17 protein-coding genes are annotated in these 24,881 nt (G+C 73.7%); 9 read left to right on the plus strand and 8 right to left on the minus strand.

Annotated elements, in window-relative coordinates; translation table 11 throughout:
* Positions 1-75: 75 nt before the first annotated feature.
* From ACWFR1_RS19550 to eccB, 4 genes are all read right to left on the minus strand, one after another.
* Positions 76-363, minus strand: a complete 288-nt coding sequence (locus ACWFR1_RS19550) for a WXG100 family type VII secretion target (RefSeq protein ID WP_453552747.1) — start codon at positions 361-363, stop codon at positions 76-78.
* Positions 364-415: 52 nt separating this feature from the next.
* A complete protein-coding gene (locus ACWFR1_RS19555) occupies positions 416-769 on the minus strand; it encodes a WXG100 family type VII secretion target (RefSeq protein WP_453552749.1) in 354 nt (117 codons plus the stop codon).
* Between the two features lie 190 nt (positions 770-959).
* A complete protein-coding gene (gene mycP, locus ACWFR1_RS19560) occupies positions 960-2,255 on the minus strand; it encodes a type VII secretion-associated serine protease mycosin (protein WP_453552750.1) in 1,296 nt (431 codons plus the stop codon).
* 12 nt (positions 2,256-2,267) lie between these two features.
* Positions 2,268-3,818, minus strand: a complete 1,551-nt coding sequence (gene eccB, locus ACWFR1_RS19565) for a type VII secretion protein EccB (RefSeq protein WP_453552752.1) — start codon at positions 3,816-3,818, stop codon at positions 2,268-2,270.
* Positions 3,819-4,008: 190 nt separating this feature from the next.
* Between eccB and eccE the strand changes: the two genes are divergently transcribed.
* The 8 genes from eccE (at position 4,009) to ACWFR1_RS19605 (ending at position 15,700) form a co-directional block, all read left to right on the plus strand.
* Complete coding sequence (eccE, locus tag ACWFR1_RS19570; protein ID WP_453552754.1) at positions 4,009-5,313, plus strand: type VII secretion protein EccE; 1,305 nt, start codon at positions 4,009-4,011, stop codon at positions 5,311-5,313.
* Complete coding sequence (locus tag ACWFR1_RS19575) at positions 5,313-6,131, plus strand: hypothetical protein (RefSeq protein ID WP_453552756.1); 819 nt, start codon at positions 5,313-5,315, stop codon at positions 6,129-6,131. The genes eccE and ACWFR1_RS19575 overlap by 1 nt, the downstream gene beginning before the upstream one ends.
* Before the next feature lie 216 nt (positions 6,132-6,347).
* Entirely contained in the window at positions 6,348-9,689 is a 3,342-nt protein-coding gene (locus ACWFR1_RS19580) for an SCO5717 family growth-regulating ATPase (RefSeq protein ID WP_453552758.1), read from the plus strand.
* A 180-nt stretch (positions 9,690-9,869) separates the two neighbouring features.
* The gene (locus tag ACWFR1_RS19585) at positions 9,870-11,756 is read left to right on the plus strand and encodes an ABC transporter substrate-binding protein (RefSeq protein WP_453552760.1); all 1,887 of its coding nucleotides are present in this window, start codon (positions 9,870-9,872) and stop codon (positions 11,754-11,756) included.
* A gap of 5 nt (positions 11,757-11,761) precedes the next feature.
* Positions 11,762-12,823 (plus strand): ABC transporter permease, encoded by a 1,062-nt coding sequence (locus ACWFR1_RS19590; protein ID WP_453552762.1) that lies wholly within the window; start codon positions 11,762-11,764, stop codon positions 12,821-12,823.
* On the plus strand, positions 12,820-13,725 hold the full coding sequence (locus ACWFR1_RS19595) for an ABC transporter permease (protein WP_453552764.1): 906 nt from the start codon (positions 12,820-12,822) through the stop codon (positions 13,723-13,725). Before ACWFR1_RS19590 ends, ACWFR1_RS19595 begins: the two co-directional genes overlap by 4 nt.
* On the plus strand, positions 13,722-14,687 hold the full coding sequence (locus ACWFR1_RS19600; RefSeq protein ID WP_453552766.1) for an ABC transporter ATP-binding protein: 966 nt from the start codon (positions 13,722-13,724) through the stop codon (positions 14,685-14,687). The genes ACWFR1_RS19595 and ACWFR1_RS19600 overlap by 4 nt, the downstream gene beginning before the upstream one ends.
* Entirely contained in the window at positions 14,684-15,700 is a 1,017-nt protein-coding gene (locus tag ACWFR1_RS19605; RefSeq protein ID WP_453552768.1) for an ABC transporter ATP-binding protein, read from the plus strand. The genes ACWFR1_RS19600 and ACWFR1_RS19605 overlap by 4 nt, the downstream gene beginning before the upstream one ends.
* 305 nt (positions 15,701-16,005) lie before the next feature.
* Here the strand turns inward: ACWFR1_RS19605 and ACWFR1_RS19610 are convergent, their stop codons facing one another.
* Both ACWFR1_RS19610 and ACWFR1_RS19615 read right to left on the minus strand, forming a co-directional pair.
* On the minus strand, positions 16,006-17,037 hold the full coding sequence (locus ACWFR1_RS19610) for a hypothetical protein (protein WP_453552769.1): 1,032 nt from the start codon (positions 17,035-17,037) through the stop codon (positions 16,006-16,008).
* A 38-nt stretch (positions 17,038-17,075) separates the two neighbouring features.
* Positions 17,076-18,206, minus strand: coding sequence for a type III polyketide synthase (locus ACWFR1_RS19615; RefSeq protein WP_453552771.1), 1,131 nt, complete (start codon positions 18,204-18,206; stop codon positions 17,076-17,078).
* 188 nt (positions 18,207-18,394) lie between these two features.
* Between ACWFR1_RS19615 and ACWFR1_RS19620 the strand changes: the two genes are divergently transcribed.
* Positions 18,395-19,612 (plus strand): cytochrome P450, encoded by a 1,218-nt coding sequence (locus tag ACWFR1_RS19620; protein WP_453552773.1) that lies wholly within the window; start codon positions 18,395-18,397, stop codon positions 19,610-19,612.
* A 10-nt stretch (positions 19,613-19,622) separates the two neighbouring features.
* On the opposite strand, the gene ACWFR1_RS19625 is transcribed toward ACWFR1_RS19620, so the two are convergent.
* The gene (locus ACWFR1_RS19625; RefSeq protein ID WP_453552775.1) at positions 19,623-20,588 is read right to left on the minus strand and encodes a bifunctional riboflavin kinase/FAD synthetase; all 966 of its coding nucleotides are present in this window, start codon (positions 20,586-20,588) and stop codon (positions 19,623-19,625) included.
* Positions 20,589-20,619: 31 nt separating this feature from the next.
* Positions 20,620-24,723 (minus strand): trypsin-like peptidase domain-containing protein, encoded by a 4,104-nt coding sequence (locus ACWFR1_RS19630; RefSeq protein WP_453552777.1) that lies wholly within the window; start codon positions 24,721-24,723, stop codon positions 20,620-20,622.
* Positions 24,724-24,881: the final 158 nt, after the last annotated feature.

Below are 24,881 nucleotides of genomic sequence, written 5' to 3' on the forward strand. Positions count from 1 at the left end.
TGCGGCCGGGGGGGGGGGGGGGGGGGGGGGGCCCCGGGGGCCCGGCCCCCCCCCCCCCCCCGCGTCCGCGGGATGTCACATACGGAAGCGGGCGGCGTTGCCCTTGTCCGTGTCCTGGTAGCCGGCGACCGACTCGTCGAGGAGCTGGGCGATGCGCGCCAGGTCCTGGTTCATGCCGGCCATGTCGCGGGTCAGGCGGTCCTGGGTCTCGCGGTACGCGATCTTGGCCTCACCCTCCCAGTTGTTGGCGACGCGGTTGACCTCGGCCATGAGGTCGTCGAGCTTCTGGGTGAGGGTGCTGGAGGTCAGCCGGGTGTCGGCCGCCGCCTGCGTCACGGTGTCGTAATTGACCGCAGTGGTCATGGTGATGACTCCTGAAGTGAGAGTGGCGCGGAGGACTGGTCGAGCCGGTGGCTCAGACGCCGAGGATGGCGCTCTGGTTGCCGCCGCCGGCGCCCGCGCCGCCGCTGGCGTCCATCGTGCGGAAGGACCGCAGACGGTCCTCCTCCTCGCGCGAGAAGCCGTCGGCGCTCATGCGCATCATTTCCTCGAGCTTGCTGAGCTCGTTGCGCATGCTGCGCAGACGCAGGTTCAGGTCGTTCTGGACCCGGTCGTACTCCTTGCTCGCAGCGCCCTGCCAGCCCGCCTGGACGCGGTCGACCACGCCGTTGAGGGAGGTGATGCGGGACTGGAGCTCGTCGGAGAAGTCCTGGATCCGGCCTGCGAGCCGAGTCTGTTCGGCACTGGTTACGTTCAGGTCTTTCGACATCTTGCCCCTTCTTCCTTCGGTGGCTTCGACGGCCGGGCCGTCGGGCCTTCCGGTTGTGATGCGGACGGGAATCTTCTGATGCCGCCCCCGTGCGGGGTTCGCACTGCCGTGCCCCCCGCGGTCACTTTAGTCATTGGCGGCGGCAGTTCCAACTGCAAAGGAGGCACCGGATACTTGACCGTTACGAGGTTCACCGAACCCCCCTCCTGCGGCGGCTGTCGCGGATCACGACGGCGCTTCCGGCGACCACGGCCACCAGGACACCGCCGATCCCCAACGCATAGGTGGCGAGCCGTTCGGAGCGCTCTTGGGGCGTCTCCGACAGCGCCAGACGGGCCGCCTCGGGCGCCGGCGGCTTGGGCGGGCCCGGGTCGGGCACGGGCGTGGAGGGCGGCGTCCCCGGCGGCGCGTCGGCGAGCGCCCGCACCGGGTCGACGACCCCCCAACCTACGTAGTTGTCCCGGCCGTTGACGGAGCGGACGGCGGTCTGCTCGATCCGGGTGACGATCTGGGCCGCGGTCCACTCGGGGTACCTGGCCTTGAGCAGGGCGGCGACACCGGCGACGTACGGGGCGGAGAAGCTCGTGCCGTTGTCGACGCACTGGCCGCCGCCGGGGACCGTGGAGACGATGTCGACGCCGGGGGCCGCTACGCCCACGAAGGTGCCGGACTGGGAGAACACGGCCCGTTCGTTGTTCCGGTCGGACGAGGCGACGGCGAGGACCCCGGGGAAGGCCGCCGGGAAGGTCGTCTTGAGCTTGCCGTCCATGCCGTCGTTTCCGGCGGAGGCGACGACGACGATCTTCTTCTCGATGGCCTTGGCGATCGAGACGGCCATCGGCGAGTCCGCGTCGAGGGCCTGGGTGGTGTCCTGCGAGATGTTGATGACGTTCGCGCCCTTGGCGACGGCCCAGTCGATCGCCAGGGCCATCGTGTCGGACTTGCCGCTGTTCTTCTCGTCGTTCTGCCGGATCGGGATGATCGTCGCCTCGGGCGCGAGGCCGACGAAGCCGGTGCCCTTGCGAGGGCGGGCCGCGATGATGCCGGCGACCTTGGTGCCGTGGCCGACCTCGTCGACGGTGCCGTCGGTCTTGCCGCGCTTCTCGTCGCCGAAGCCGGGGTTCTTCGGGTCCGGCTTGAGGAAGTCCTTGCCCGCCTTGGCGTCGACGGCGGTGCGCAGCTGCGGGTTGATGTCGTCGACGCCGGTGTCGATGACGGCGACCCGGACGCCCTTGCCCTTGGTGTGCTGCCAGAGCTCGTCGAGGAGGACCCGCTGGAGCGGCCAGGGGGTGCCCTCGATCTGCTTCTTCATGGGGAACGTGCACTCGCCGCTGCCGTCGAGCGCCCAGCGCTCGGGGCGGGGCGGGGCCGCGGACTCGGTCGCGGCCTCCGTCACCGAGGAGGCCGCCGCCGCGGGCGCCGCGAGCAGGCCCGTCAGCGTGGCCGCGGTGAGCAGGGCGGCCGCCGTGCGGTACGTCGTCGTCACCGGTGCCACCCCCTAGGAACCCTGCGGCTGACGCGCGCTGTTGGTGTCGAGTCGTGGGCCCTTCGACAGGAACTCCGACCATTCGATCGGGACGAGGACCGGCATGACCTTCTCGTAGCCCAGACGCTTCTGGGCCTCGGAGGGTTCCGGGCGTCCGTCGGTCTGCTTCTCCTGGTCCCCGGTGCCGATCTCGGAGCGGGCGGCGTCGCTGTCGCCGTTGGCCTGCACGGCGTAGCGCAGTCCGGTGTCGGTGACGAGGAAGAGCGAGCCGTAGGGCGTCTTCTGCTGGCCCTGGCCCTGGACCTGCATGTAGAGCAGTCCGCTGCCCGGCGTGACGTACGTGCTGGTGCCGCCGGCCGTGATCTCGGCGGGGTACTTGGTGCCGGCCCAGGTGGTGAGGGTGGTCTCGCCCTTCTCGTCGACGTCGGTGAGGACGCTGCAGACGGTGTCGCGGGCGCCCTCGCCGGTGGCGGCGTTGACCTGGACGGACTGCTTCTGCGGCCAGCGCGCGTCGCCGTTGAAGACCTTCGGGTCCGGAACGAAGGAGGAGGCGTCGACCGTGGTGCGCTTGCCGTCCATGTCGAGGACGCCGGTCTCCGGGGAGTTGATGAGGAGCCAGGCGGTGAACGCGGAGACGGGCTGGACCCGGCCGGGCAGCACGACGTAGTTCTGGGGGCCGGAGCCGGTCTGGGCGAGGAGCACCATGCCGACCCGGTTCTCGGCTCCGGTGAGGGTGTTGCCGGGGATGTCGGCGGAGGCGCCCGCCTTGCCTTCGAGGCGGGGGAAGTCGATCGCGTCGCCGGTCTTCAGGGTGGCGAGCCAGTCGTCGGTGACGGGCTGCGGCTGCTTGCCGAGGCCGACGAGGGCGGTGATCAGTCCGGGGCGGTCGGCCCGCACCGGGTACTTGGTACCGGTGTGGTCGACGAGGAACTGGGCCGAGTCCTTCTGGCCCTTGACGTACAGGATCTCGCCGTCGTCGAGCTTGTTGGCGTCCTCGGTGCGCGCGAGGTCGCGCTGGGCGAAGAGGAAGGTCGCCTTCTGGACGCTGGCGCCCTTGCCGCCGCCGGGCTGCTCGCAGACGGCCCAGCGCTTCTCCTTGCCCGCGTCGTCCGCGGCGGGCAGCCGGTCGGGGGCGTAGGGGATGCCGAGGATCGGGCCGCGCTGCTTGCCCTCGTCGAGCGTCTTGTCACTGACCTGCACGACCTGGAACTGGTCGGGGTTGAGCAGGAGACGGGCGGAGGCGAGGTTGAGGACGGGGTGGAGCAGCGTCTTCGCGTCCTTGCCCTTGCCGGTCTCGAGCACGACGTACCGGGTCGTCGACTGCTTGCCGACGATGACCCGGGTGCCGGGGACGTCCCAGTTCTTGGGGGCCTGCGGACTGAACATGCCCCAGGCACCGAAACCCGCGATGACCAGAGCGGCGACGATGAGGCCGGGGACGATCGCGCGCAGCGGCCTCGGCGCCCCCTCCTCCGTACCGGAGGGCGAGGGTTGGAGGAATGCCGCCACCGTGCGCTTCTTCGCAAAGGTGTACGCGTTCAGCTCGTCCCGGCGCGATGCCATGAGTCCCCATTCTCGTCAGGCGCAGTCTTCGCGCGAGGTCCGGGGGAAGTGGCACCCGGGCCCCGGCTGTCGGACCGGCCCCCTACTATGCCTGCTGTCCCGTGGTGTTCGTGGGGCGGGTAGGGTGATCCGGCCGCCAAAGCCCTGGCGGGCCAGGGCGATCGGGACGAATTGAGGGGGATTCTCCATCATGGCTTCCGCCACGCGGACGCGGCCCGGCGCGGCCACCGCTTCCACACCCCCTTCCACGGGATCCGTTTCCTCGGTCTCACCGAGGCTTCAGGCACGTCCCGGACACTTCGGTTCGTTCCGATTGCAACAACTCGTACTGATAGAGGTGGCGGCGGCCCTGCTCGCCGTCGCCTGGGTCGTGGACCGGCTGATGCTGGTGCCCGCGGGTGTCGTGGCCGTCGTGCTCGTCCTGCTGGCGCTCGTACGCCGGCACCGGCGGTCGCTGCCCGAGTGGCTCGGCACCTTCCTCGCGCTGCGCGCCCGGTCGCGCAAGGCCGCTTCCTTCGTGGTGCCCGAGGGCACGGAGCCGGGGCTCGCTCCGGTCGTCGAGTGCGACCCGGCGCTGCGGACGTACGCGTACAGCGACCGTGACCGGCGGCCGGTCGGGATGATCGGTGACGGCACCTTCCTGACCGCCGTGCTGCGGGTCGAGTCGGACGGCACGGCGCTGCGGCCGGACCGCGGGGCGCGGCCGCTGCCCGTCGGGCTCGTGCGGGACGTCCTGAGCGTGGACGGCATCCGGCTGGAGTCGGCGCAGATCGTCCAGCACACGCAGCCCGCTCCGGCGCCGCACCTGCCGGCGCAGTCGATGGCCGCGCGCAACTACGGGCCGCTCCAGGCGCAGACGGGTTCGCCCGCGCTGCGGATCACCTGGATCGCGCTCAAGCTCGACCCCGAGCTGTGCCCGGAGGCGGTCGCCGCGCGCGGCGGCGGCATGACGGGCGCGCAGAAGTGCGTGGTGCGGGCGGCGGACCAGCTGGCGAGCCGGCTGGCCGGTGCCGGTTTCCGCGCGAGCGTGCTGACCGAGCAGGAGCTGACCTCGGCGATCGCGACCTCCACCTGCGCAAGCCCGATGGCGATCGCGCAGGCGGGCCGCGGGCAGGCGCAGACCCGGCGGACGCAGGAGACCGCGCGGACATGGCGGGTCGACGACCGCCGGCACACGACGTACTGGGTGGGGCGCTGGCCCCAGTTGGGCGGTCCCGGCGGCAGCGCGGGCGCCTCGATGCCGCAGCTCGTGGCCCTGCTGACCTCGCTGCCCGCGCTCGCGACGACGTTCAGCCTGACGCTGAGCGGCGGGGACCGGCAGGAGGTGACGGTGACCGGACACGTACGGATCACCGGGCGCAGCGACGAGGAACTGGTCGCCGCGCGGCACGAACTGGAGCGCGCGGCGCGCGGGGTGCGGACGGGCCTGGTGCGGCTCGACCGGGAACAGGGTCCCGGCATGCTCGCGACGCTGCCGCTGGGGGGTGCGCGCTGATGTCCCACGCCTCTCCTTTCGGTACGCCGCCGGGTTCCGGCGCCCCGTCCGGCCTTTCGTCCGCTCGCCGTGACTCCCGCGCGTCCCGCGCCTCCGGGCGTACGGGGCGGGACGCGCGGCCCCGGTTCGGCTTCGGGCTCGTCGGGCCGCGCCGCGACCGGCACTCCGTCCCCCTTGACCAGCTCGACGCGCTGGCCCTGCCCGTCGGTGACGACGGTGTGGTGATCGGCGTGGACGCCGAGAGCCGGCCCGCCGTGCTCGGCATCAACCGGCCCGTGCCGTACGACGTCACGCTCATCGGCGGCCTGTGGACCGCTCAGGTGCTCGCGCTGCGCGCGGCCGCCACGGGCGCGCGGGTCGCCGTCGAGACCGGCCGCGCGCAGGCGTGGACCGCGCTCGCGCAGGCGGCGGGCGGCGGGCAGCCGTGCATCTCGCTGCACGACGTGGGGCGGGTGCCGCCGCAGGGCGCGTCGGCGGGCAGCCCCGTGGTCGTGGTGCGCGACTGCGGCATGCGGCCGCCGCGCGGCCGTGTCGTGTCGGCGCCCTGGCAGTCGGTCGTGACGCTGCTCCCGTATCTGAGCCCGGTCGCGCCCCGCCTCCTGGAGAAGTCCTCGCTGGTCGGCGTCCAGCGGGTCTCTCCGGACGAGGCCGCGCAGATCGGCCGCATCATGAGCCTCCCGCGCCACGAGTACGAGGCGCTGTCGACGCTCGCGGACGGGGTGACCCTGTGGTGCACCCAGGGCGACCGGCAGTTCGTGATGACTCAGGCGACGGACGCCGAGACCGGATTGTTGGGCGGCGCGCGCAGAATGGACTGAGCGGCACGAAGTCGTTCAAGTACGTCCGTTTTTGCATCGTTTTGAACGGTCGGGGTTCTCACTCTGCGGTGTGGCCGGGTCACTTGGGGGCTTGACCCGGTCGGCGTGGTGCTCGCGGAGCGGCTGCCGGGCCTGCCCGCGGGATGCCGCGCCGTTTAGGCTGGAAGAGCCCCGCCCACAACGGCACAAGGGTGCTCGACCACACCAGGAGGCAAAGTGAACGGCGATCGCGACGAGATCCACGGGGGTTGGAATCCGCCCGCCGACGATCAGTCCGACGCGGATCCCGCCGAGATGACGGGTGAGTTCACCATCGACTACACCCCGCCCGCCTGGTACACGCAGAACGCGTCGGGCGGTGCGGCGGCGGGCGGTGCCACTCCCCCGCCGCCGAGCGGGGCGCCGGTCGCGGTGCCCGGCCTCCCGGCGGGAAGCGGCTTCGAGCCCGGCTGGGCTGCGCAGCAGCCGGGCCCGCCGGTGGCACCGATGTCGCCGATGGCTCCGGTGAACCCTGTGGCTCCGGCGGCGCCTGGCGGTCCTGTGGCACCGGTTGCCCCTACGGCGCCTGTGACTCCTGCGGTGCCGGCTGCTCCTGTGGCTCCTGTGGTCCCCGCGGCTCCTGTGGCGCCCTTGCCCGTCCCTGTGCCTGAGGTGCAGGCTTCCTCCGCACCGACGCCTCCGCAGGTGCCGGTGCCCGCGCCCCTGCCGATTCCCGCGCCCGCACCCGCGCCCGAGACGCCCACGGCGGCGAGCGCCGGGGGCGGCGAGCCGTTCGGGGGCGGCGACGTGGAGAGCGGCGCGACCGTGCGCTTCTCGCCCGGCTCGCTCAAGCGCGAGATGGCCGAGCGCTCGGCCGCGGCGAAGGCCGCGCGGGAGGAGGCCGCCGGCGGGGAGACTTCCGGCGCGGACGGCACGGCCGGCGCCGAGGCGCCGGCGGCCGTCGAGGGCGATGCCTCCGCCGGTGCGGCGGTGGACGCCTCGAACCCGGGCGACGTGGTAACAAGCGCGTCCGATGCCGACGGTGGGACGACGGACGCTCCGTCGGCCCCCGCGGCGGACACCGAGGCCGGCACCGAGGCGGGCACCGAGGCCGGCGCCGAGGCCGAGAGTGACACCGGCGTGGGCACCGACACGGACGCCGATCCCGTCGTCGACACGGACACGGACGGCGGTACGGAGCACGACGTCGTCGTCGCACCGGCCCAGGACTCCGGGGTCGCCGCCGCGCAGCCGGACTTCCCCCCTGCGGCTCCGGGTCCGTACCCGGGTGCCGCGCCCCAGGCCGACGCCGCCCCGGGCGCCTTCCCCGGCGCCGCGCCGCCGGCCGCACCGGCTCCCGGCGCCTATCCGCCCGCGGCGCCGCAGGGCGGGGCCGGACTGCCGCCGCTGCCGCCGTCGTTCCAGCCGGCCGCGCCCGCGCCCGCTCAGCAGTGGCCCGCTCAGCAGTGGCCCGCGCAGCCGGCCCCGGGTGCCCAGCCGGCGCCCCAGGCCGCGCCGCTGCCGCCCACCGCTGCCTGGCCCGCCCCGGCAGGGCCCGCCGCGCCCGGAGCCGCCGCGCCCGCCCCCGTACCGCCGCAGAACCCCGTACCGCCGCAGGCTCCCTCGGCACCTCAGGCTCCTGGCGCGTACGGATATCCGCAGTCCGGCGCCGTGCCCCCGCAGGCCCCGCAGGGCGGATACGGCTTCCCGCACCCCGGTACTCCCCCGCAGCCGCCGCAGGGCGGTTACGGCTACCCGCTGGGGGCACCTCCCGGGCCGCAGGGCCCAGGGGGACAGCAGCCCGGCGGTCCCGGTGGTGTGCCGCCGCAGGCGCAGACCGGCGGTGCGGCACCGGGGTACGGCTACCCGCACCCCGGTGCGGTTCCGCCGCAGGAGCAGCCGCCCATCGACCCGCGGACCGGGGCCGCCTGGCCCTCGCCGGTGACGCACGATCAGCGCGAGCGGTCCGTGCCCGGTGCTCCGCTCGGGTACAACGCGGCCGTCGAGCTGTCCTCCGACCGGCTCCTGCGGAACAACAAGCAGAAGCCGAAGTCGAGTCGCAACCCCGGCAACGCGGCCCGCTTCAAGCTCGGCGGCAAGAAGGAGGAGGCGGAGCGGCAGCGGAAGCTGGAGCTGATCCGGACTCCCGTGCTCTCCTGCTACCGGATCGCGGTCATCTCGCTCAAGGGCGGTGTCGGCAAGACCACGACGACGACCGCGCTCGGGGCGACGCTGGCGACGGAGCGGCAGGACAAGATCCTGGCGATCGACGCCAACCCGGACGCCGGCACGCTCGGCCGCCGTGTGCGGCGCGAGACCGGGGCGACCATCCGCGACCTGGTGCAGGCGATCCCGTACCTGAACTCGTACATGGACATCCGCCGGTTCACCTCGCAGGCGCCCTCCGGTCTGGAGATCCTCGCCAACGACGTCGACCCGGCCGTCTCGACGACCTTCAACGACGAGGACTACCGGCGCGCGATCGACGTCCTCGGCAAGCAGTACCCGATCATCCTCACGGACTCGGGTACGGGTCTGCTGTACAGCGCCATGCGCGGGGTCCTCGACCTGGCCGATCAGCTGATCATCATCTCCACGCCCTCCGTGGACGGAGCGTCCAGCGCGTCGACGACGCTGGACTGGCTCTCCGCGCACGGTTACGCGGACCTGGTGCAGCGCTCCATCACGGTCATCTCCGGGGTGCGCGAGACCGGCAAGATGATCAAGGTCGAGGACATCGTGCAGCACTTCCAGACCCGCTGCCGCGGTGTCGTGGTCGTGCCCTTCGACGAGCACCTGTCGGCCGGCGCCGAGGTGGACCTCGACATGATGCGGCCGAAGACCCGTGAGGCGTACTTCCACCTGTCGGCGATGGTGGCCGAGGACTTCGTCCGCGCGCAGCAGGCGCAGGGGCTGTGGACCGGCGACGGCCAGGGCGCGCTGCCTCCGCACATGGCACCGCCGATGCCGGGCCAGGGAACGCCCGAGCAGTACGGGGCGGGGCAGTACGGCGCTGGGCAGTTCGGGGCCGGGCAGTACGGGGCGGGGCAGCCGATGCCCGAGCCGTACGGTTCCGGACAGCCGATGCCCGGACAGCCGATGCCCGGACAGCCGATGCCCGGTCAGTACGCGCCGGAGCAGGCCGCGCCCGGGCAGCCGATGCCGGGTCAGGGCGGTCCGGGGCAGCCCCTGCCCGGTCAGTACGCGCCCGGGCAGCCCGCTCCGGGTCAGCCGTACGCGCCGCAGCCCGGGCAGCCGTACCCGGCGCAGCCGCAGCAGCCGTACCCCTCGCAGGCGTACCCCCAGCCGGGTCAGCCGATGCCGGGCCAGTACGCGCCCGAGCAGTACGCCCCGGGGCAGCCGGCTCCCGGTCAGCCGTACCCGGCGCAGGCGCCGCAGCCCTATCCCCAGCAGCCCGGACAGCCGGGTCAGCCCGGACAGCCGGGTCAGCCCGGTCAGCCGGGTGTGCCGCAGGCCTGGCAGCAGCAGCCGGCGCAGGATCCGTCGCAGCCTCAGCCCGGTCAGCCGCTGCCCCCGCAGGCCGACCCGCAGGGGGCTCCGCCAGCCCCTCAGCAGTAAGGCGTCACAGGCTTAGACCAATGAGGCTCCGTATCGGTCGTCCGTTACGGAGCCTCTTGGCATTCCCGCAGTCCACAAGGGGTTTGAGGCATCGTTGACGCGGTCGGCCGCCGCTGGTAGACCTTCGCTTCACCAGTTGGCGCCCCCAAGATCCACGACACGAGGTCACGTCCTATGGTCATGGTCACGAAGGTCCCGTCCCGTCCGGCCGTCCCCCGAAGACTCCTCCGGCTGTTTCTCGCCACGGGCGTCGCCGCCACCGCGCTCACGGCCGTCCCGCAGGCCGCGCAGGCCTCACAGGCGGCCCCGGCCGCCCCCGTCGCCCAGGCCACCGCCGACCCGAAGAGCGGCGGCACCACCCTCACGGTCGCCATCTCCCAGAGCATCGACTCGCTGAGCCCGTTCCTCGCGCAGAAGCTCACCTCGACCAGCATCCACCGGCTGGCGTACGAGTACCTCACCAACTACGACGCCAAGGACGCCCGGACGGTCCCGGGCCTGGCGACCGCGTGGGCGCCCTCGGCGGACAAGCTGACGTGGACGTACACGATCCGCAAGGACTCGACGTGGTCCGACGGGAAGCCGGCCACCGCCGAGGACGCGGCCTGGACCTTCAACAAGATGATGACGGACCCGAACGCCGCCACCGCGAACGGCAGCTTCACGTCCAACTTCAAGAAGGTCACCGCCACCGACCCGCAGACGCTCGTCATCGAGCTCAAGAAGCCGCAGGCGACGATGACGGCGCTCGACGTGCCGATCGTGCCGAAGCACGTCTGGGAGAAGGTCGGCGACTTCTCGAAGTTCAACAACGACCAGCAGTTCCCGATCGTGGGCAACGGGCCTTTCGTCATCACCGACTTCAAGGTCGACCAGTACATCAAGCTCAAGCCGAACAAGACCTTCTGGCGGGGCGCACCCAAGTTCGACGAGCTGGTGTTCAAGTACTACAAGGACGGTGACGCCGCCGTCGCCGCGCTCCAGAAGGGCGAGGTGTCCTTCGTACCGAATCTGACGCCCGCCCAGGCGGCGGCGCTGAAGACCCAGAAGAACATCAAGGTGAACGACGCCCCCGGCCGGCGCTTCTTCGCCATCGCCACCAACCCGGGCGCCCGCTCGCAGGACGGCAAGACCTTCGGCAACGGCCACAAGGCGCTGCTCGACCCGGCGGTGCGCAAGGCGCTCTTCCTCGCGGTCGACCGGACGACCATCGTCGACAAGGTCTTCCAGGGCCACGCCGTCGAGGGCGAGGGCTACATCCCGCCGCGCTTCGGCTCGTACTTCTGGAAGCCGGAGGCCGCGCAGAAGCGGGCCTACGACCCGGCCGAGGCTTCGAAGGTGCTCGACGCCGCCGGGTACCGGAAGAACGCCGACGGCAAGCGGGTCGGCAAGGACGGCAAGGCGCTGGACTTCCGCATCCTGTGTCACGCCACCGACCCGAACGACAAGGCGATCGGCAAGTACCTCCAGGAATGGTGGGGCAAGCTCGGCATCGGGCTGAAGGTCGAGTGCCTGGACAGCGTCTCCGACCCGTGGGTCAAGGGCGACTACGACCTGGCCTTCGACGGCTGGTCGGTCAACCCGGACCCGGACTACGTCCTGTCGATCCACACCTGCGGCACGCTCCCGGCCACGCCGAAGGACTCCGGCGCCACCGACAACTTCATCTGCGACAAGGAGTTCGACGCGCTCTACGCGCAGCAGGCGGTGGAGTACGACGCCGCCAAGCGGGCGGATCTGGTCAAGCGGATGCAGTCCCGGCTGTACGACACGGGGTACATGAACATCATGGCCTACCCGAACGCCCTGGAGGCGTACCGCACGGACCAGATCAAGTCCATCACGACCATGCCGGAGGCCGCCGGCAACCTGTGGGGGCAGGACGGCTACTGGAGCTGGTGGTCGGCCGTGCCCACCGCCTCCGCCTCGGCGTCCGGCTCCGGCGACGGGGACGGCGGCTCGTCCACCGGGGTGATCGTCGGGGTCGGCGCCGCCGTGATCGTCCTCGCCGGCGTGGGCGTCTGGGCCGCCCGGCGCCGTCGCACCACCGCCGACGACCGCGAGTAGTCCGGGTGACGACGGCAAGCACCGCCGCCGACGTGGCGCGGGCCGAGAAGGCCCGCGCCACGGACGGCGCACCCCGCACCGGTTCCTCCCTCGGCTATCTCCGCCACGCGGCGGGGAAGCTGGGCGGCGCGCTCGTCTCGCTCCTCGCCGTGCTGGTCACCAGCTTCTTCCTCTTCCGGATCATCCCCGGTGACCCGGTGAAGGCGATGACCCACGGCGTGCCCACCACGGCCGAGCAACTCGCCACACTGCGCCGTCAGTTCGGGCTCGATCTGCCGCTCTGGCAGCAGTTCACCGATTACTGCGCCAAGGCGCTGAGCGGTGATCTCGGCACCTCGTTCCAGTTCCGGGCCCCCGTCGGGGAGCTGATCGCGGAGAAGCTCCCCGCGACGCTGCTGCTCACCGGGGTCGCCGTGGTGATCTACTCGGCGCTCGGGCTCTGGCTCGGCACCCGCTCGGCCTGGCGCCACGGCGGGCTCGGCGACAAGCTGAACACCGGCATCGCGCTGACCCTGTGGTCGGTGCCGTCGTTCTGGCTCGGCCTGCTGCTCATCATCGTGTTCTCGGTCGGCATCGGGCCGATCCCGGGGCTCTTCCCGACGGGCGGCATGGAGTCGGGGACCGGCGAGACCGGCTTCGGGTACGTCCTCGACGTCGCCCACCACCTGGTCCTGCCCGTCGTCACGCTCGTGGCCGTCGGCTACGCGCAGACGCTGCTCGTGATGCGTTCCTCGCTCCTCGACGAGATGGGCGGCGACTATCTGACGACGGCGCGGGCGAAGGGGCTGCGGGACGACGTCGTGCGGCGCCGGCACGCCGTGCCGAACGCGCTGCTCCCGACCGTGACCATGATCTTCATCAACCTGGGCCATGTGGCGGCCGGTTCGATCCTGGTGGAGACGGTGTTCTCCTGGCCGGGGCTCGGCGGGCTCTTCTACCAGGCGCTCAGCGTGCCCGACCTGCCGCTCGTCCAGGGCCTGTTCGTGGTCTTCGCCGGGGCGATGATCCTGATGAACCTGATCGCCGACCTGCTCTATCCGCTGCTCGATCCCCGGGTGGGCCGATGACCTCCGTGAACCCGACCGCTTCGTCGCTGGCCCGGGAGCGGCGCCGGGCCTCGGTGGCCCGCTTCTGGAAGACGTACCGCACCCACCGCGCCGGTCTCTACGGCCTCGCCGGGCTCGCCCTCATCGCGCTGCTCGCGCTCACCGCCCCGCTGACCGTCGGCGCGGACGTCCAGTCGGTGACCGAGGCGCCGGGTACGGCCCTGGAACCACCGAGCGCCGAGTTCCCGCTCGGCACCGACCAGTTCGGGCGCTCGCTGCTCGGGCTGCTGATCTGGGGCGCCCGGATCTCGCTGCTCGTGGGGCTGCTCGCGGCGGCCCTCTCGGTCGCCATCGGCACCCTGGTGGGGATCCTCGCCGGGCACTACGGCGGCTGGATCTCGACGGTCGTCATGCGGATCACCGACTGGTTCCTGGTGATGCCGACCCTGGTCCTCGCGATCGTGCTCGCCACCGTCATGTCCCGGTCGATGTGGACGGTGGTCCTGGCGATCGGTGTGACCTCCTGGCCGACGACGGCCCGCCTCGTGCGGGCGCAGACGATCGCGGTCGAGTCCCGCCCGTACATCGAGCGGGCGACCGCGCTCGGCGGCGGCCACGGGCATGTCATGAGCAGGCACGTCCTGCCGAACGTCATGCCCCTGGTGCTCGCGCAGACGACGCTCGGCATCTCGACGGCCATCCTCACCGAGGCGACGCTGGCCTTCCTCGGGCTCGGCGACCCGACGGTCGTCTCCTGGGGCGGGATGCTCCAGGACGCCCGGGAGGCGGGCGCGGTCTCCTCCGGGCACTGGTGGTACCTGGCCCCGCCCGGCATCGCGATCGCGCTGGTCGCGCTGGCGTTCACGCTGTGCGGCCGGACCGTCGAATCCGTACTCAACCCGAAGCTGGGGGCGGGGCGTTGAGCCTGCTGGAGATCAAGGACCTGCGGGTGACGTACGGGTCGGGGCCCACGGCCGTGCCCGCCGTACGCGGGGTCGACCTGACCCTGGAGGCGGGGAGCAAGCTGGGGGTGGCGGGCGAGTCGGGCTGCGGCAAGTCGACGCTCGCGCTGGCGCTGCTGCGGCTGCTGCCGGCCTCGGCGCGGATCGAGGGCGAGGTCCTCCTCGACGGCGAGGACGTCCTCGCGATGTCGTGGGGGCGGCTGCGGGCCGTGCGCTGGGCGGGCGCGTCGATCGTCTTCCAGGGCGCGATGCACTCGCTCAACGCGGTGCACCGGATCGGGGACCAGATCGCCGAGCCGTTGCTCGTGCATGGCAGGTCGACCCCGGCGGCGGCCCGCAGACGCGTGGGCGAGCTGCTCGAACACGTCGGGCTGCCCGCCGCCCGGGCGGCCGCCTATCCGCACGAGCTGTCGGGCGGTCAGCGGCAGCGTGTGATGATCGCGATGGCGCTCGCCTGCGACCCGCGCCTGATCGTCGCGGACGAGCCGACGACCGCGCTCGACGTGATGATCCAGGCGCAGATCCTGCGGCTGATCGAGGGCCTCGTCGCCGAGCAGTCCATCAGCCTCCTGATGATCAGCCACGACCTGGCCGTGCTCGCCGACACCTGCGACCGGCTGGCCGTGATGTACGCGGGGCGGGTCGTCGAGGAGGGCCCGGCACGGGCGGTGTACGAGGCCGCCGAGCATCCGTACGGGCGGGCGCTGTCCTCGGCGTTCCCCCGGATCGGGGACCTCGCGTCCCGGCGGGCGCCGCGCGGCCTGCCGGGCGACCCGCCGGATCCGGCGGACCTGCCGGCCGGCTGCGCGTTCCATCCGCGCTGCCCTGTCGCGGTGGACGCCTGCGCGGCGGAGGACCAGGAGCTGCGGGTGGCGGGCGCGGGACGCCGGGCCGCCTGCGTACACGTGGGGAGCACGTCATGAGTACCGCCGTGAGTGCCGTCCCGGGCGCGGAGGCCCCGACGGGCCCGCTGCTCGCGGCGAGCGGGCTGCACGTCGTCTTCCCCGGGCGGCGGGGCGCCCCGTCCGCCCGCGCGGTCGACGGGGTGGACCTGGACATCGGCGCGGGCGAGATCGTCGCGCTCGTCGGCGAGTCGGGGTGCGGCAAGACGACGCTGGCCCGCTCGCTCCTGGGCCTCGTGCGGCCGACGTCGGGCACGGTCTCCTTCGACGGGAGACCCCTCGCGTACTCCTCCGGCGCCCTCAAGGCCTACCGGAAGCGGGCCCAGCTGGTCCTCCAGGACCCGAGCGGCTCGCTGAACCCCCGGCACACGGTGTACGACGCCGTGGCCGAGGGGCTGCGGATCCACGGGTACGCGGGGGACGAGCGCGCGGCGGTCGCCAGTGCCCTCTCGCGGGCCGGGCTCCGGCCGCCGGAGCGCTTCTTCCTGCGCTATCCGCACGAGCTGTCCGGCGGTCAGCGGCAGCGCGTGGTCATCGCGGGCGCGCTCGTCCTGGAACCCGAACTGATCGTCGCGGACGAGCCGGTGGCATCGCTCGACGCGTCCGTCCGGGGCGAGATCCTGGCACTGCTGCTGCGCCTGCGCGACGAACTCGGGCTCTCGGCCCTGGTGGTGACGCACGACCTGGGGCTCGCGTGGAACATCGCGGACCGGGTGGCGGTGATGTACCTGGGCCGGATCGTGGAGACGGGCCCGGTGGAGTCCGTCCTGACGGCACCGCAACACCCGTACACGCAGGCGCTCTTGTCGGTGCTGCCCGAGTCCGGGGGCGCTCCGGTGGTGCTGACCGGGGAGCCGCCGGACCCGTCGCGCATCCCGTCCGGCTGCCGCTTCCACGCCCGCTGCCAGGTCCTCGCCTCGGGCCGGGCGGCCGAGGTCGCGGACCGCTGCCGGGGCGAGGGCCTGCCGGTCCTCGACGGCGGCGGGGCGCGGGCGGTGGCGTGCCACTGGGCGGCGAGGGAGCCTACGGGCTGAGCTCGCGGCCTCCGGGGGGGAGGGCGGCTGAGCCCGGGGCATGAGCCAGGGGGCCTGGGCCGGGCGCTCTGGGCCGGGGCCTGAGCCGCGGGCCCTGGGCCGGGGGGCCTGAGGATCCCGACGGGCTGCAGAGCCCGCGGCCTCGGGAGACGACGGGCCGAGCCCGCGACCTCGGGAGACGACGGGCCGAGCCCGCGCCCTCGGGAGACGACGGGCCGAGCCCGCGCCCTCGGGAGACGACGGGCCGAGCCCGCGCCCTCAGGAGGCGGCGGGCTCGGCACGGGGGGGGACGGATCGGCGCGGGGCTACGGCACGGCGGGCTTCGCCGGCTTGCCCTCCGGGGCATCGGGCTCGACCTGCGTACCCGTAGGGGCATCCGGCTTGACCTGGGCGCCCGCCGGGGCGTCCGGCTTGACCTGCGTACCCGTCGGCGCGTCCGGCCTGACCGACGGCGTCGTCGGCTTCTCCATGCCGGCGGCGGGTGCCGCCTTCGGCAGGATCTCGCAGGCGCTGATCGAGGTCCGGGTGGAGACCGACTTCACCGTGCAGGTGTCCTTACCGACGCCAGCGTCCACGGTCCCCCAGTGTTCGCCGACGACGAGAACCGCGCCGCCGGGTCCGCTGATCGTGTCGTCGCCGGGCCCGGACTGGATGAGTCCGCCGGACTCGGGGCCGAGGGCCTCCGCCTCGATGGTGTCGGCCTCGCTGCCGCCGAGGACGCGGCCGGAGAAGTCGATCGTGCCGACCTTGATCGTGTCGGCGCCGTCGTTGCCGGTGACGATGCCGCCGCCGCGGTTGAACTTGCCGGGCGCGCCGGTGACCGAGCCGGTGGTGATCTTGTCGTCGCCGTCGTCGCCGTGGACGACGGCGCCGTGCGCGGCGCCGTCGCCGGAGACGGTGGCGACCTTGATGACGTCGTTGCCACGGTTGCCGCGGACCATGCTGGAGGCGTTCTGGGGGACGAGGTGCTTGGCGCGGATGACGTCGTCGCCCTCGCCGCCCATGACGGCCGAGTCGATGACGAGGCCGCGCACCTCGATCATGTCGTTCCCTCCGCCGCCCCACACGGTGACGTTCTCCAGGTCGCTGTCGCAGAAGATGTGGTCGTCGCCGCTCGTGCCGCTGACGAGGTCGCCTGGGGGCGCCGCGACGTCGTTGACCCAGCACTGGTGCATCGGCACCCGGACCGCCTGCGGGGCGGACGCCTGGGCGGGTGCGCCGGCGAGCGAGGCGGCGGCCGCTCCGGCAAGCAGCGCGGTGAGCGCGGCGGGACCGCGCAGGGCTCCTCGGCGGTTCCTGCGGCGGGTCCTGTGGCGGGAGGGTGGCGTGGCGGACATACGGCTCTCCTCTGCTGCGAACGGGGGTGGACGCGGGGTCAGGCGATGGTGCGGGCCGGCGCGAGCGGCGGCGCGTAGCCCACGATGCGGCGGGTGCCGATGCCCGGGTCGAGGGCGGGCGCGGAGTTCACCCAGCGGCCGAGGCACATCTCGGCGGTGATGCCGGGCCCGAAGCCGGCGAGCATGCCGCGCGCGCCCTCCGGCTGGCCGCCCTCCTCGAAGAGCCGACGGACGGCGTCCAGGACGACGGCGCTCGCGATGTTCCCGTACTCGGTGAGGGTGGCGCGGCTGAACCGGAAGGCCTCCGGGGGCACTTCGAGGAAGCGGCTGAGGTCGTCGAGGATGCGCGGGCCGCCCGCGTGGATGATGTAGAAGTCGAGGTCTCCGGCGTCCCAGCCGTGCGCTCCCGCGGTCTCGCGGAGCGCCGGGGCCAGCGGTTCCATGGTGGTGGGCACCCGCTTGTCCAGCAGGAAGTGGAAGCCGGTGGCGCGGACGCTGTAGGCGATCCAGTCCTCGGTGTCGGGCACGAGGTAGGAGTTGTTGCGCTCCAGGGCGATGCCGGTGCCGCCCTGGCCGCGGACGACGGCGGCGGCGACGGCGTCGCCGAACAGGCCGTTGGAGAGCAGCGAGCCGACGCCGAGGTCGGTGGGCTGGTAGCAGAGCGAGCAGAACTCGCAGGCCACGATGAGGACGTTGGCCTCGGGGTAGGCCGTGCAGAAGTCGTGCGCGCGGTTGACGGCGGCTCCGCCGGCCGCGCAGCCGAGCTGGGCGATGGGCACCTGCCGGGTGTGGCTGGGGAAGCCCATGGTGTTGATCATCCAGGCGGTCAGCGAGGGCATCATGAAGCCCGTGCACGACACGTAGACGATCATGTCGATGTCGGCCGGGCGCAGCGCCGCGTTCTTCAGGGCCTCCTCGACGACCGCCGGCACCCGGGCCTTCGCCTCGGCCTCGTACCGGATGTTGCGCTCCTCGAAGCCGGGATGCTTCAGGGTCTCCTCGATCGGCTGGACGATATGCCGCTGATTCACCCCGGTGTTGCCGATCAGCCTTAGCGCCAGGGGCAGTTGGGGATGACCGGCATGGTGCGATCGAGCGAGTTCGAGCGTCTCCTCCATCGTGATCACGTGCTCGGGCACGGACACAGCGGGCTTGCACAAGGTCACCACGACACTCGCTCCTTCGTCTCGTTCGCGCGAACTGTCGCCCACACTCACCCGGTGATCGCCGGCCCGCAACCGCGAGCGCGACCGACCGGTCACGGAGGGTGACCCGCTCGGCGTACGGGCGTGCTCCGTTCAGGCGGCTGTCGACGCTCGGCGTGTCGCGGCCGTACGCCGCCGGGAACACGCACGTCATGACCCCCGAACCCACGGCCGCGCCGCGGCCCGCCCGCACCTGGACCGTCGAGGACCTCCCCGGCCTCGACTTCGACCCGCTGCTCGTCGAGCTCCTCGACAAGGAACCCGTGGCCCGTATCCGGCTGCCGTTCGCCGCGGAGAACGAGGCCTGGCTCGTGACGCGGTACGAGGACGTCCGCGCGGTGACCTCCGACCCGCGCTTCAGCCGGACGGCCCTGCTCGACCACCAGGTCACCAAGATGACCGGCCACATGGTGGCCTCGAAGGCGGCCCTCAACTACGCCGATCCGCCGTACCACACGCAGCTGCGCAAGGCCGTGACCAAGGCCTTCACCGGCCAGAGCACCAAACGACTCAAGCCGCTGGCGCAGGCGAGCACCGACCGGCTGCTGGACGCGATGGAGGAGGCGGGCCCCCCGGCCGACCTGATGAAGCACCTGCACGGCCCGCTGCCGATGGAGGTGGTGTGCGATCTGCTCGGCATCCCGGACGAGGACCGGGCGGAGCTGGCCTCCTGGCCCGATCTCATCCTGTCCTCCGGGCCCGGCCCCGAGAACAGCCGCGCGGCCAAGGCCCAGATCCACGCCTACATCACCCGGCTGCTCGACCGGCGGCACGCGGAGCCCTCCGACGATCTGGCGGGGGTGCTCGCGGAGTCCCTCGCGGAGGGACACATCACCGTCGACGAGGCCGTCTCGCTGGCCATGGCGATCCTGATCAGCGGCGCCCACGCGGTCCGGAACAACAGCGCCAACATGGTCTACACCCTGCTCACCCGCCCGGAGCTGACGGCCCGGCTGCGCGCCGAGCCGGAGCTGCTCCCGCAGGCCGTGGACGAGCTGCTGCGCTGGATCCCGCACCGGAACGGCGTGGGGCTGCCCCGGATCGCCACGGAGGACGTCGAGGTCGGCGGGGTGCTGATCCGCGCGGGCGAGGCGGTGTACGCCTCCTACCTCGCGGCGAACCGGGACCCGGAGGCCTTCGACGACCCGCACACCCTCGACTTCGACCGCGAGGGCGTCGGGCACGTCTCCTTCGGGCACGGCCCCCACCACTGCATGGGCGCGATGCTCACCCGCATGGAGTCCGAGGTGATGCTGTCGACGCTGCTGCGCCGCTATCCGGAGCTGCGGCTCGCGGGCCGCGCCGAGGACGTCGTATGGCAGTCGAAAGGGCTGATCCGCGGTCCGAGGGAACTCCTCGTCACCTGGTGAGCCGCCGGTCTCAGACGGCCGGGTGCTCCCGGTCGTACGTCTCCGTCAGCTCGCGGCTCCGCTTCACGTCCGCCGCCATCGCCTGGAGCAGGTCGTCGAGGGTGTCGAACTTGAGCATGCCGCGCACGTACTCCAGGAAGTCCACGGCCACGTGCAGCCCGTACAGGTCAAGGCCCTCGCGGTCGATCGCGTACGCCTCGACCGTCCGCTCCGTGCCGTCGAACTGCGGGTTCGTGCCGACGGAGATCGCCGCCGGCATGCGCTCGCCCGCGGCTGTCAGCCAGCCCGCGTAGACGCCGTCCGCCGGGATCGCCGTGTGCGGCAGGGTCTCGACGTTGGCCGTCGGGAAGCCCAGCTCGCGGCCGCGCTGCGCGCCGCGGACCACGATGCCCTCGACGCGGTGCGGGCGGCCGAGGATCTCGGCCGCTCCGGCCATGTCACCCTCACCGACGAGCCGGCGGGTGAGAGTGGAGGAGAAGGGCTGTCCGCCGCCGGCCGAACCGCTGACGTACAGGTCGATGACCTCGACCTCGTAGTCGTACGTCTCGCCGAGCTCGGCGAGGAACGCGACGTTCCCGGCGGCCCGGTGACCGAAGCGGAAGTTGGGGCCCTCGATGACGGCCCGGGCGTGCAACTTGTCGACGAGCACCTTCACGATGAAGTCCGCCGGGGAGAGCTGGGAGAACTCGGCGGTGAACGGCAGCACGAGCACCGCGTCCACGCCCAGCTCCGCGATCAGCTCGGCGCGCCGGTGGTGCGGGGCGAGCAGCGGCGGGTGGCTGCCGGGCCGCACGACCTCGGAGGGGTGCGGGTCGAAGGTGACCACGACCGAGGGGACGCCGAGTTCCCTGGCGCGCTCGACGGCGCGCCCGATGATCAGCTGGTGCCCGCGGTGCACACCGTCGTAGGAGCCGATGGTGACGACGCTGCGCCCCCAGTTCTGGGGGATGTCCTCCAAGCCACGCCAGCGCTGCACTGTGACCGCTCCTCGTCCGCCTGTTCGCCGATTACGCAGGTCTAAGACTGCCATGCCCACGCCCGTCGGTACGCATCGGCATGGAAGTACCGGGGCTCCGCAGCACCCTGAGGGTCTCGGGACCGAGCAGCGGGACCCACTCCCCCGGTACGGCGACGGTCCAGCCGACGAGGAGCACGGCGAAGCCGAGGTGCTCCCGGGCGAGCCCCGCCAGGGCCCGGTCGAGCCGCCCGGCGCCTTCGGGGGTGCGGGTGTACAGGGCGGCGGCCCGGTGGACGAGCTCCCGGGTGCGGGGCTCGCTGCGCTGTCCGGCGCCCTCGGCGGCGGCCGTCAGGAGGGCGTCCAGGACGGAGTACTCGCCGGTCTCGGCCTCGTACCGCTCGTGCTCCAGGAGTACGTCGAGCAGCTCGGCCCGCAGGTGGCGGGAGGCGCCCGTGCCGGGGGCGGCGAGCACAGGGGCGAAGGCGCGGCGGACCGCGGCGGGACGGCCCCGGATCAGCCCCGAGACCAGGGGGAAGAGGACGGCCCGGCCGGCCGGGCCGTCCTCGAACCGCCGGTCGACGTAGCGGGCCACGTGCCCGGCGCCGTCGGGCAGGCGGGCGACGTAGTCGCGGACGAGCGCGGCGACGCGGCGGGTGAGCGCGGGCGTGTCGATCTCGGCGAGGGCGCGCAGGGCTGCGGCGGCCTCCTCGCCCGTGCCGTGCAGCCGGGACCGGAAGGCGGTGAGGACGGGCCCGGGGTGGGTCGTGAGGGCTTCGGCGAGGGCGGACGCGGGCACCCGGGGCTCGGCGATGGCGCGGGGCAGATGGCGGGCGCGGGTGTGCGGGTCGCGAACGAGCAGGCCGAGGGCGGGGCCGTGGAGGGCCTGGTCGGAGGGGCGGGCGAGCAGGGCGAGGGCGGCGTAGCGGAGGAGTTCGCGGTCGGCGGGGGCGGTGAGCCGGCCGGCGACGAGATGTCCGTACGCGGCGGCGGCGACCCGGCGCTCGGGGCGGCCGTCGTCGTGGGCCCAGCGGTCGACCGCCCGGCAGAGCGCGGAGGGCTCGTCCTCGGCGAGGGCGGTGAGCAGCCCGTCGGCGAGCGGATGGGCGGTGGAGACGAGCGCCTCGCAGAGGTCGTCGACGGCGAGTCCGCGATGGGTGTGCAGGAGGGCCTGGGCGGCGGTGGCGACGGTGGCGTGCGGGGCGGCGGGGAGCGGGCGCTCGTCGCCGAACCAGCGGCACAGCAGCGGCTGGACGCCCCGGGGGTCGGCGACGAGCAGCCCGGCGACGGTGTCGAGGCACCGGTCGCCGCCCACGGCTTCGCCCTGCGGCGGGTCGGCGGGCACGAGCCGTCGCAGCAGGTCGATCCGCTCGTCCTCGCCGAGCGGGAGCGCCTGCCAGAAGGCCGCGCCGAAGCCGGCGAAGACCGGGTGACGTGTGCGTCGACCGCCGATCCGGTCGGCGAGGAAGCGGAGGACCGGCAGATACGGCCGCGGGTCGCCCACCCGGCGCACGGTCTCGCCGAGCAGGCGGTCCGCCCACCAGACGGCGTCGGCGTGCGGGTGGGGCGGGCCGGCGACGGGTGGTGATCCCGGCTCGGCGGCCGGTCCTTCCGCGTCCGCGAACCGGTCGAGGGTCTCGACGAGCGCGGCGAGGCGCGGGGCGAGGACGGCCGGCCCGTGCTCGCGGTGCAGACGCAGCAGCGCCTGGAGGACGGGGCCGATGCGGTGACGGGGCACGGGAAGGCGATCGGCCGCGGGCTCGACCGACGCGGCGGCGGTCCGCTGCCGGGGCACGTCGGCGGAGGGCGCCGCGGCGGGTGATCCGGAACGGCCCGCCGGAACGTCCGGGGCGGGCACCGGGGCGGCGTGGTCCCGGTCGAGCGGACGCGCGGCCGCCACCGTTTCGCGCCCGGCGGGAAACACGGGGCCCGCCGGTTCCCCGCCCGTCGGCCGGGCGGGAGGTACGGCCGCCCGCTCGGATAGGGGGCCCGATGGGCCCACCAGGGCCAGGAGCACCCCGTCCTGCCCGCCCGGCGAGACGCCGCCCCAGGGAGCCGCGCCGGACCCGGAGACGGAAGCGGTCACGGGAGCGGAGACGGCGCCCGGGAAGGAACCGCCGTCCGGGACGAACCCGCCCGCCGGCACGGGACCGGACCCCGGACCAGGAACGGGACCGGATCCCGGACCAGGAACGGGACCGGATCCCGGACCAGGAACGGACCCTCGACCAGGACCTGACCCCGCCGCGAAACCGCGCCCCGGCGCCGCGGCGGACGCGGAAACCGCACCGGACGCCGGAGCCTGGCCCGTGCCGGTACCGGTACCGGCACCCGGCCTCATGCCCGTCCCCGTACCCGTACCCGCCCCCTCCTCCCCCGGCGGATCCGTCCCCTCCGCGCGGCTGTGGACCAGGGCGTACAAAGCCGCGTCCAGGTCGAGGTGGGCGGACTGGAGCCAGTCGGCGAGCTCCTCGTGGGCGAAGCGGTAGCCGGAGCCCGCGGGGACGAGCAGCCCCTCGGTGAGGACGGCCGAGGCCCACCCCTCGCGCCACGGGAACAGTTCCTCGAAGGAGGCCCGGTCGAGGACGCCGTGGCCCGGGCCCAGACAGCGACGGGCGGCCTCGTGGACCTGCCCGGCGACCCGGGCGGCGAGCAGCCGTACCGCCGTCCCCCGCACGAGGGGCCGGGAGCCCGCGGCGACTCGGACGGCGACGCGCAGGCACATCAGGTCCAGATGGGCCGTGAAGATCTCCTCCCGGCCCGGCCGCCCCGGCACCGCGCCCGGGAGCGCCGCCCGTACCTCGGCCAGCAGCCGCAGGGCGAGCGGATGGCGGGCGTCGGCCTCGGCGAGGTCGGTCTCCCCGAGCCCGTACCCCTGCCGTACCGCCCGTGCCTCCTCCTCGGTGTACGGGCCGAGCACGAGGGCGGCGGGCCGCCCTTCGCCGCTCCCCGTCACCGTCCGGTGCAGGACCCTCGGGTCGTAGAGGGCGCCGGCCAGGTCCCAGTGCTCGGGGCGGCAGGCCGTGACGAGGCGTGCCCCGTGGGCGCGCAGCCACTGCTCGGTGGCGGCGGTCCAGTCGGCGAGGCGGTGGGCGAGGAGCGGCGGCATCTCCTCGGGCCCGTCGAGGACGACGAGCAGCGGGCGGCCCGCGTCCCGGGCGAGGGAGGCGGCCCGCTCGGGGGTGGCGGTGGCGGTGTCGCCGAGCGCGCCGGAGGCGGCGACGATCCGGCCCGCCTGGCGCAGGGCCCGGCCGACGGCGTCGGCGAGCGAGTGGTCCTCGGCGCGCAGGTCGGCGCCGCGCAGCCGGACCGTGGGGGCGGGCGCGACGCCCCGGGCGCGGCGGGCGCAGAGCGCGGCGAGGGCGGTGGTGCGGCCGGTGCCGGGGGCGCCGACGACGGCGAGGACGAGGGACTCCCCGGCGGTGAAGCGGGCGAACTCGCGGGCGAACTCGGGGCGTTCGACGGGCTCGGGCCATGGGTCGGGTTCCCTCGCCGGGCCGGTGGAGGTGGCGGTGAGCTCCAGGATCCCGGCGAGGTTGAGGTCCGGTCCGTAGGCGGGGACGGTGGCGGCGTTGCGCCGCAGGAGGGCGGCGAGCGGGCCGTCGGGCCGCAGCGGCACCGCGTATCCGGCGGCCGGGCGCTCGCCGTGCAGGGCGGTGCCGAGGACGGCGACGACGGTGCCGGTGGCGGCGTCGAGGACGGGGCCGCCCGCCGCCCGGCCGCCGATGCGGAGCGCCTCGGCGCCCTCGGTGCCGATGGCGAGTTCGAGGGCGTCACCGAGGACGTGGAAGCGGTCGGAGGCGGTGTACGTGACGGCGGCGGGGCCGAGGACCCGGGCCTCGCGCCAGCCGTGGGCGGCGATCCGGACGTACGTACCGGGTTCGATCTCGGGGCGGGTCGCGAGCGCCACGGGGCGGACGCCGAGCCCCTCGGTCCGTACAAGCGCGAGGCCGCTCTCCGGCAGGGGGGTGACGGCCTCGGCCTCGGCGAGCCAGGTGTGGTCGCCGGGGGCGTGCAGGACGACGCGCGCGAGCCCGTCGACTGCCTCATGGCTGGTGACGACCGTGCCGTGATGGTCGGCGAGGAACCCGGTACCGCGCGGCCGGCCCGCCGGATCACAGATTTCCACCAGCGTCGCCAGGTCCCCGCGTCCCATGTGTCGACGGTAGGTCGCCGGTGATCACCCGGAGAAGCCCATAGGGGAACGCGCCCCCCGACGCTCCCCTGATTCACTCCGAGCGCCTCCCCGATGGGGTGAATCTCACGGAAACCGCCGCGGGGCGGGCACGTACCCGTGCCCGCCCCGCGGTCGTG

It is taken from the genome of Streptomyces sp. NPDC055103 (assembly GCF_053607625.1).

Excerpts from the sequence above, each read along its gene's own strand:
- ACWFR1_RS19620 (WP_453552773.1), top strand. The coding sequence starts at position 18,395 with ATGACCCCCGAACCCACGGCCGCGCCGCGGCCCGCCCGCACCTGGACC.
- ACWFR1_RS19585 (WP_453552760.1), top strand. The coding sequence starts at position 9,870 with ATGGTCACGAAGGTCCCGTCCCGTCCGGCCGTCCCCCGAAGACTCCTC.
- ACWFR1_RS19610 (WP_453552769.1), bottom strand. The coding sequence starts at position 17,037 with ATGTCCGCCACGCCACCCTCCCGCCACAGGACCCGCCGCAGGAACCGC.
- ACWFR1_RS19575 (WP_453552756.1), top strand. The coding sequence starts at position 5,313 with ATGTCCCACGCCTCTCCTTTCGGTACGCCGCCGGGTTCCGGCGCCCCG.
- ACWFR1_RS19605 (WP_453552768.1), top strand. The coding sequence starts at position 14,684 with ATGAGTACCGCCGTGAGTGCCGTCCCGGGCGCGGAGGCCCCGACGGGC.
- eccB (WP_453552752.1), bottom strand. The coding sequence starts at position 3,818 with ATGGCATCGCGCCGGGACGAGCTGAACGCGTACACCTTTGCGAAGAAG.
- ACWFR1_RS19630 (WP_453552777.1), bottom strand. The coding sequence starts at position 24,723 with ATGGGACGCGGGGACCTGGCGACGCTGGTGGAAATCTGTGATCCGGCG.
- ACWFR1_RS19550 (WP_453552747.1), bottom strand. The coding sequence starts at position 363 with ATGACCACTGCGGTCAATTACGACACCGTGACGCAGGCGGCGGCCGAC.
- ACWFR1_RS19595 (WP_453552764.1), top strand. The coding sequence starts at position 12,820 with ATGACCTCCGTGAACCCGACCGCTTCGTCGCTGGCCCGGGAGCGGCGC.
- eccE (WP_453552754.1), top strand. The coding sequence starts at position 4,009 with ATGGCTTCCGCCACGCGGACGCGGCCCGGCGCGGCCACCGCTTCCACA.
- ACWFR1_RS19555 (WP_453552749.1), bottom strand. The coding sequence starts at position 769 with ATGTCGAAAGACCTGAACGTAACCAGTGCCGAACAGACTCGGCTCGCA.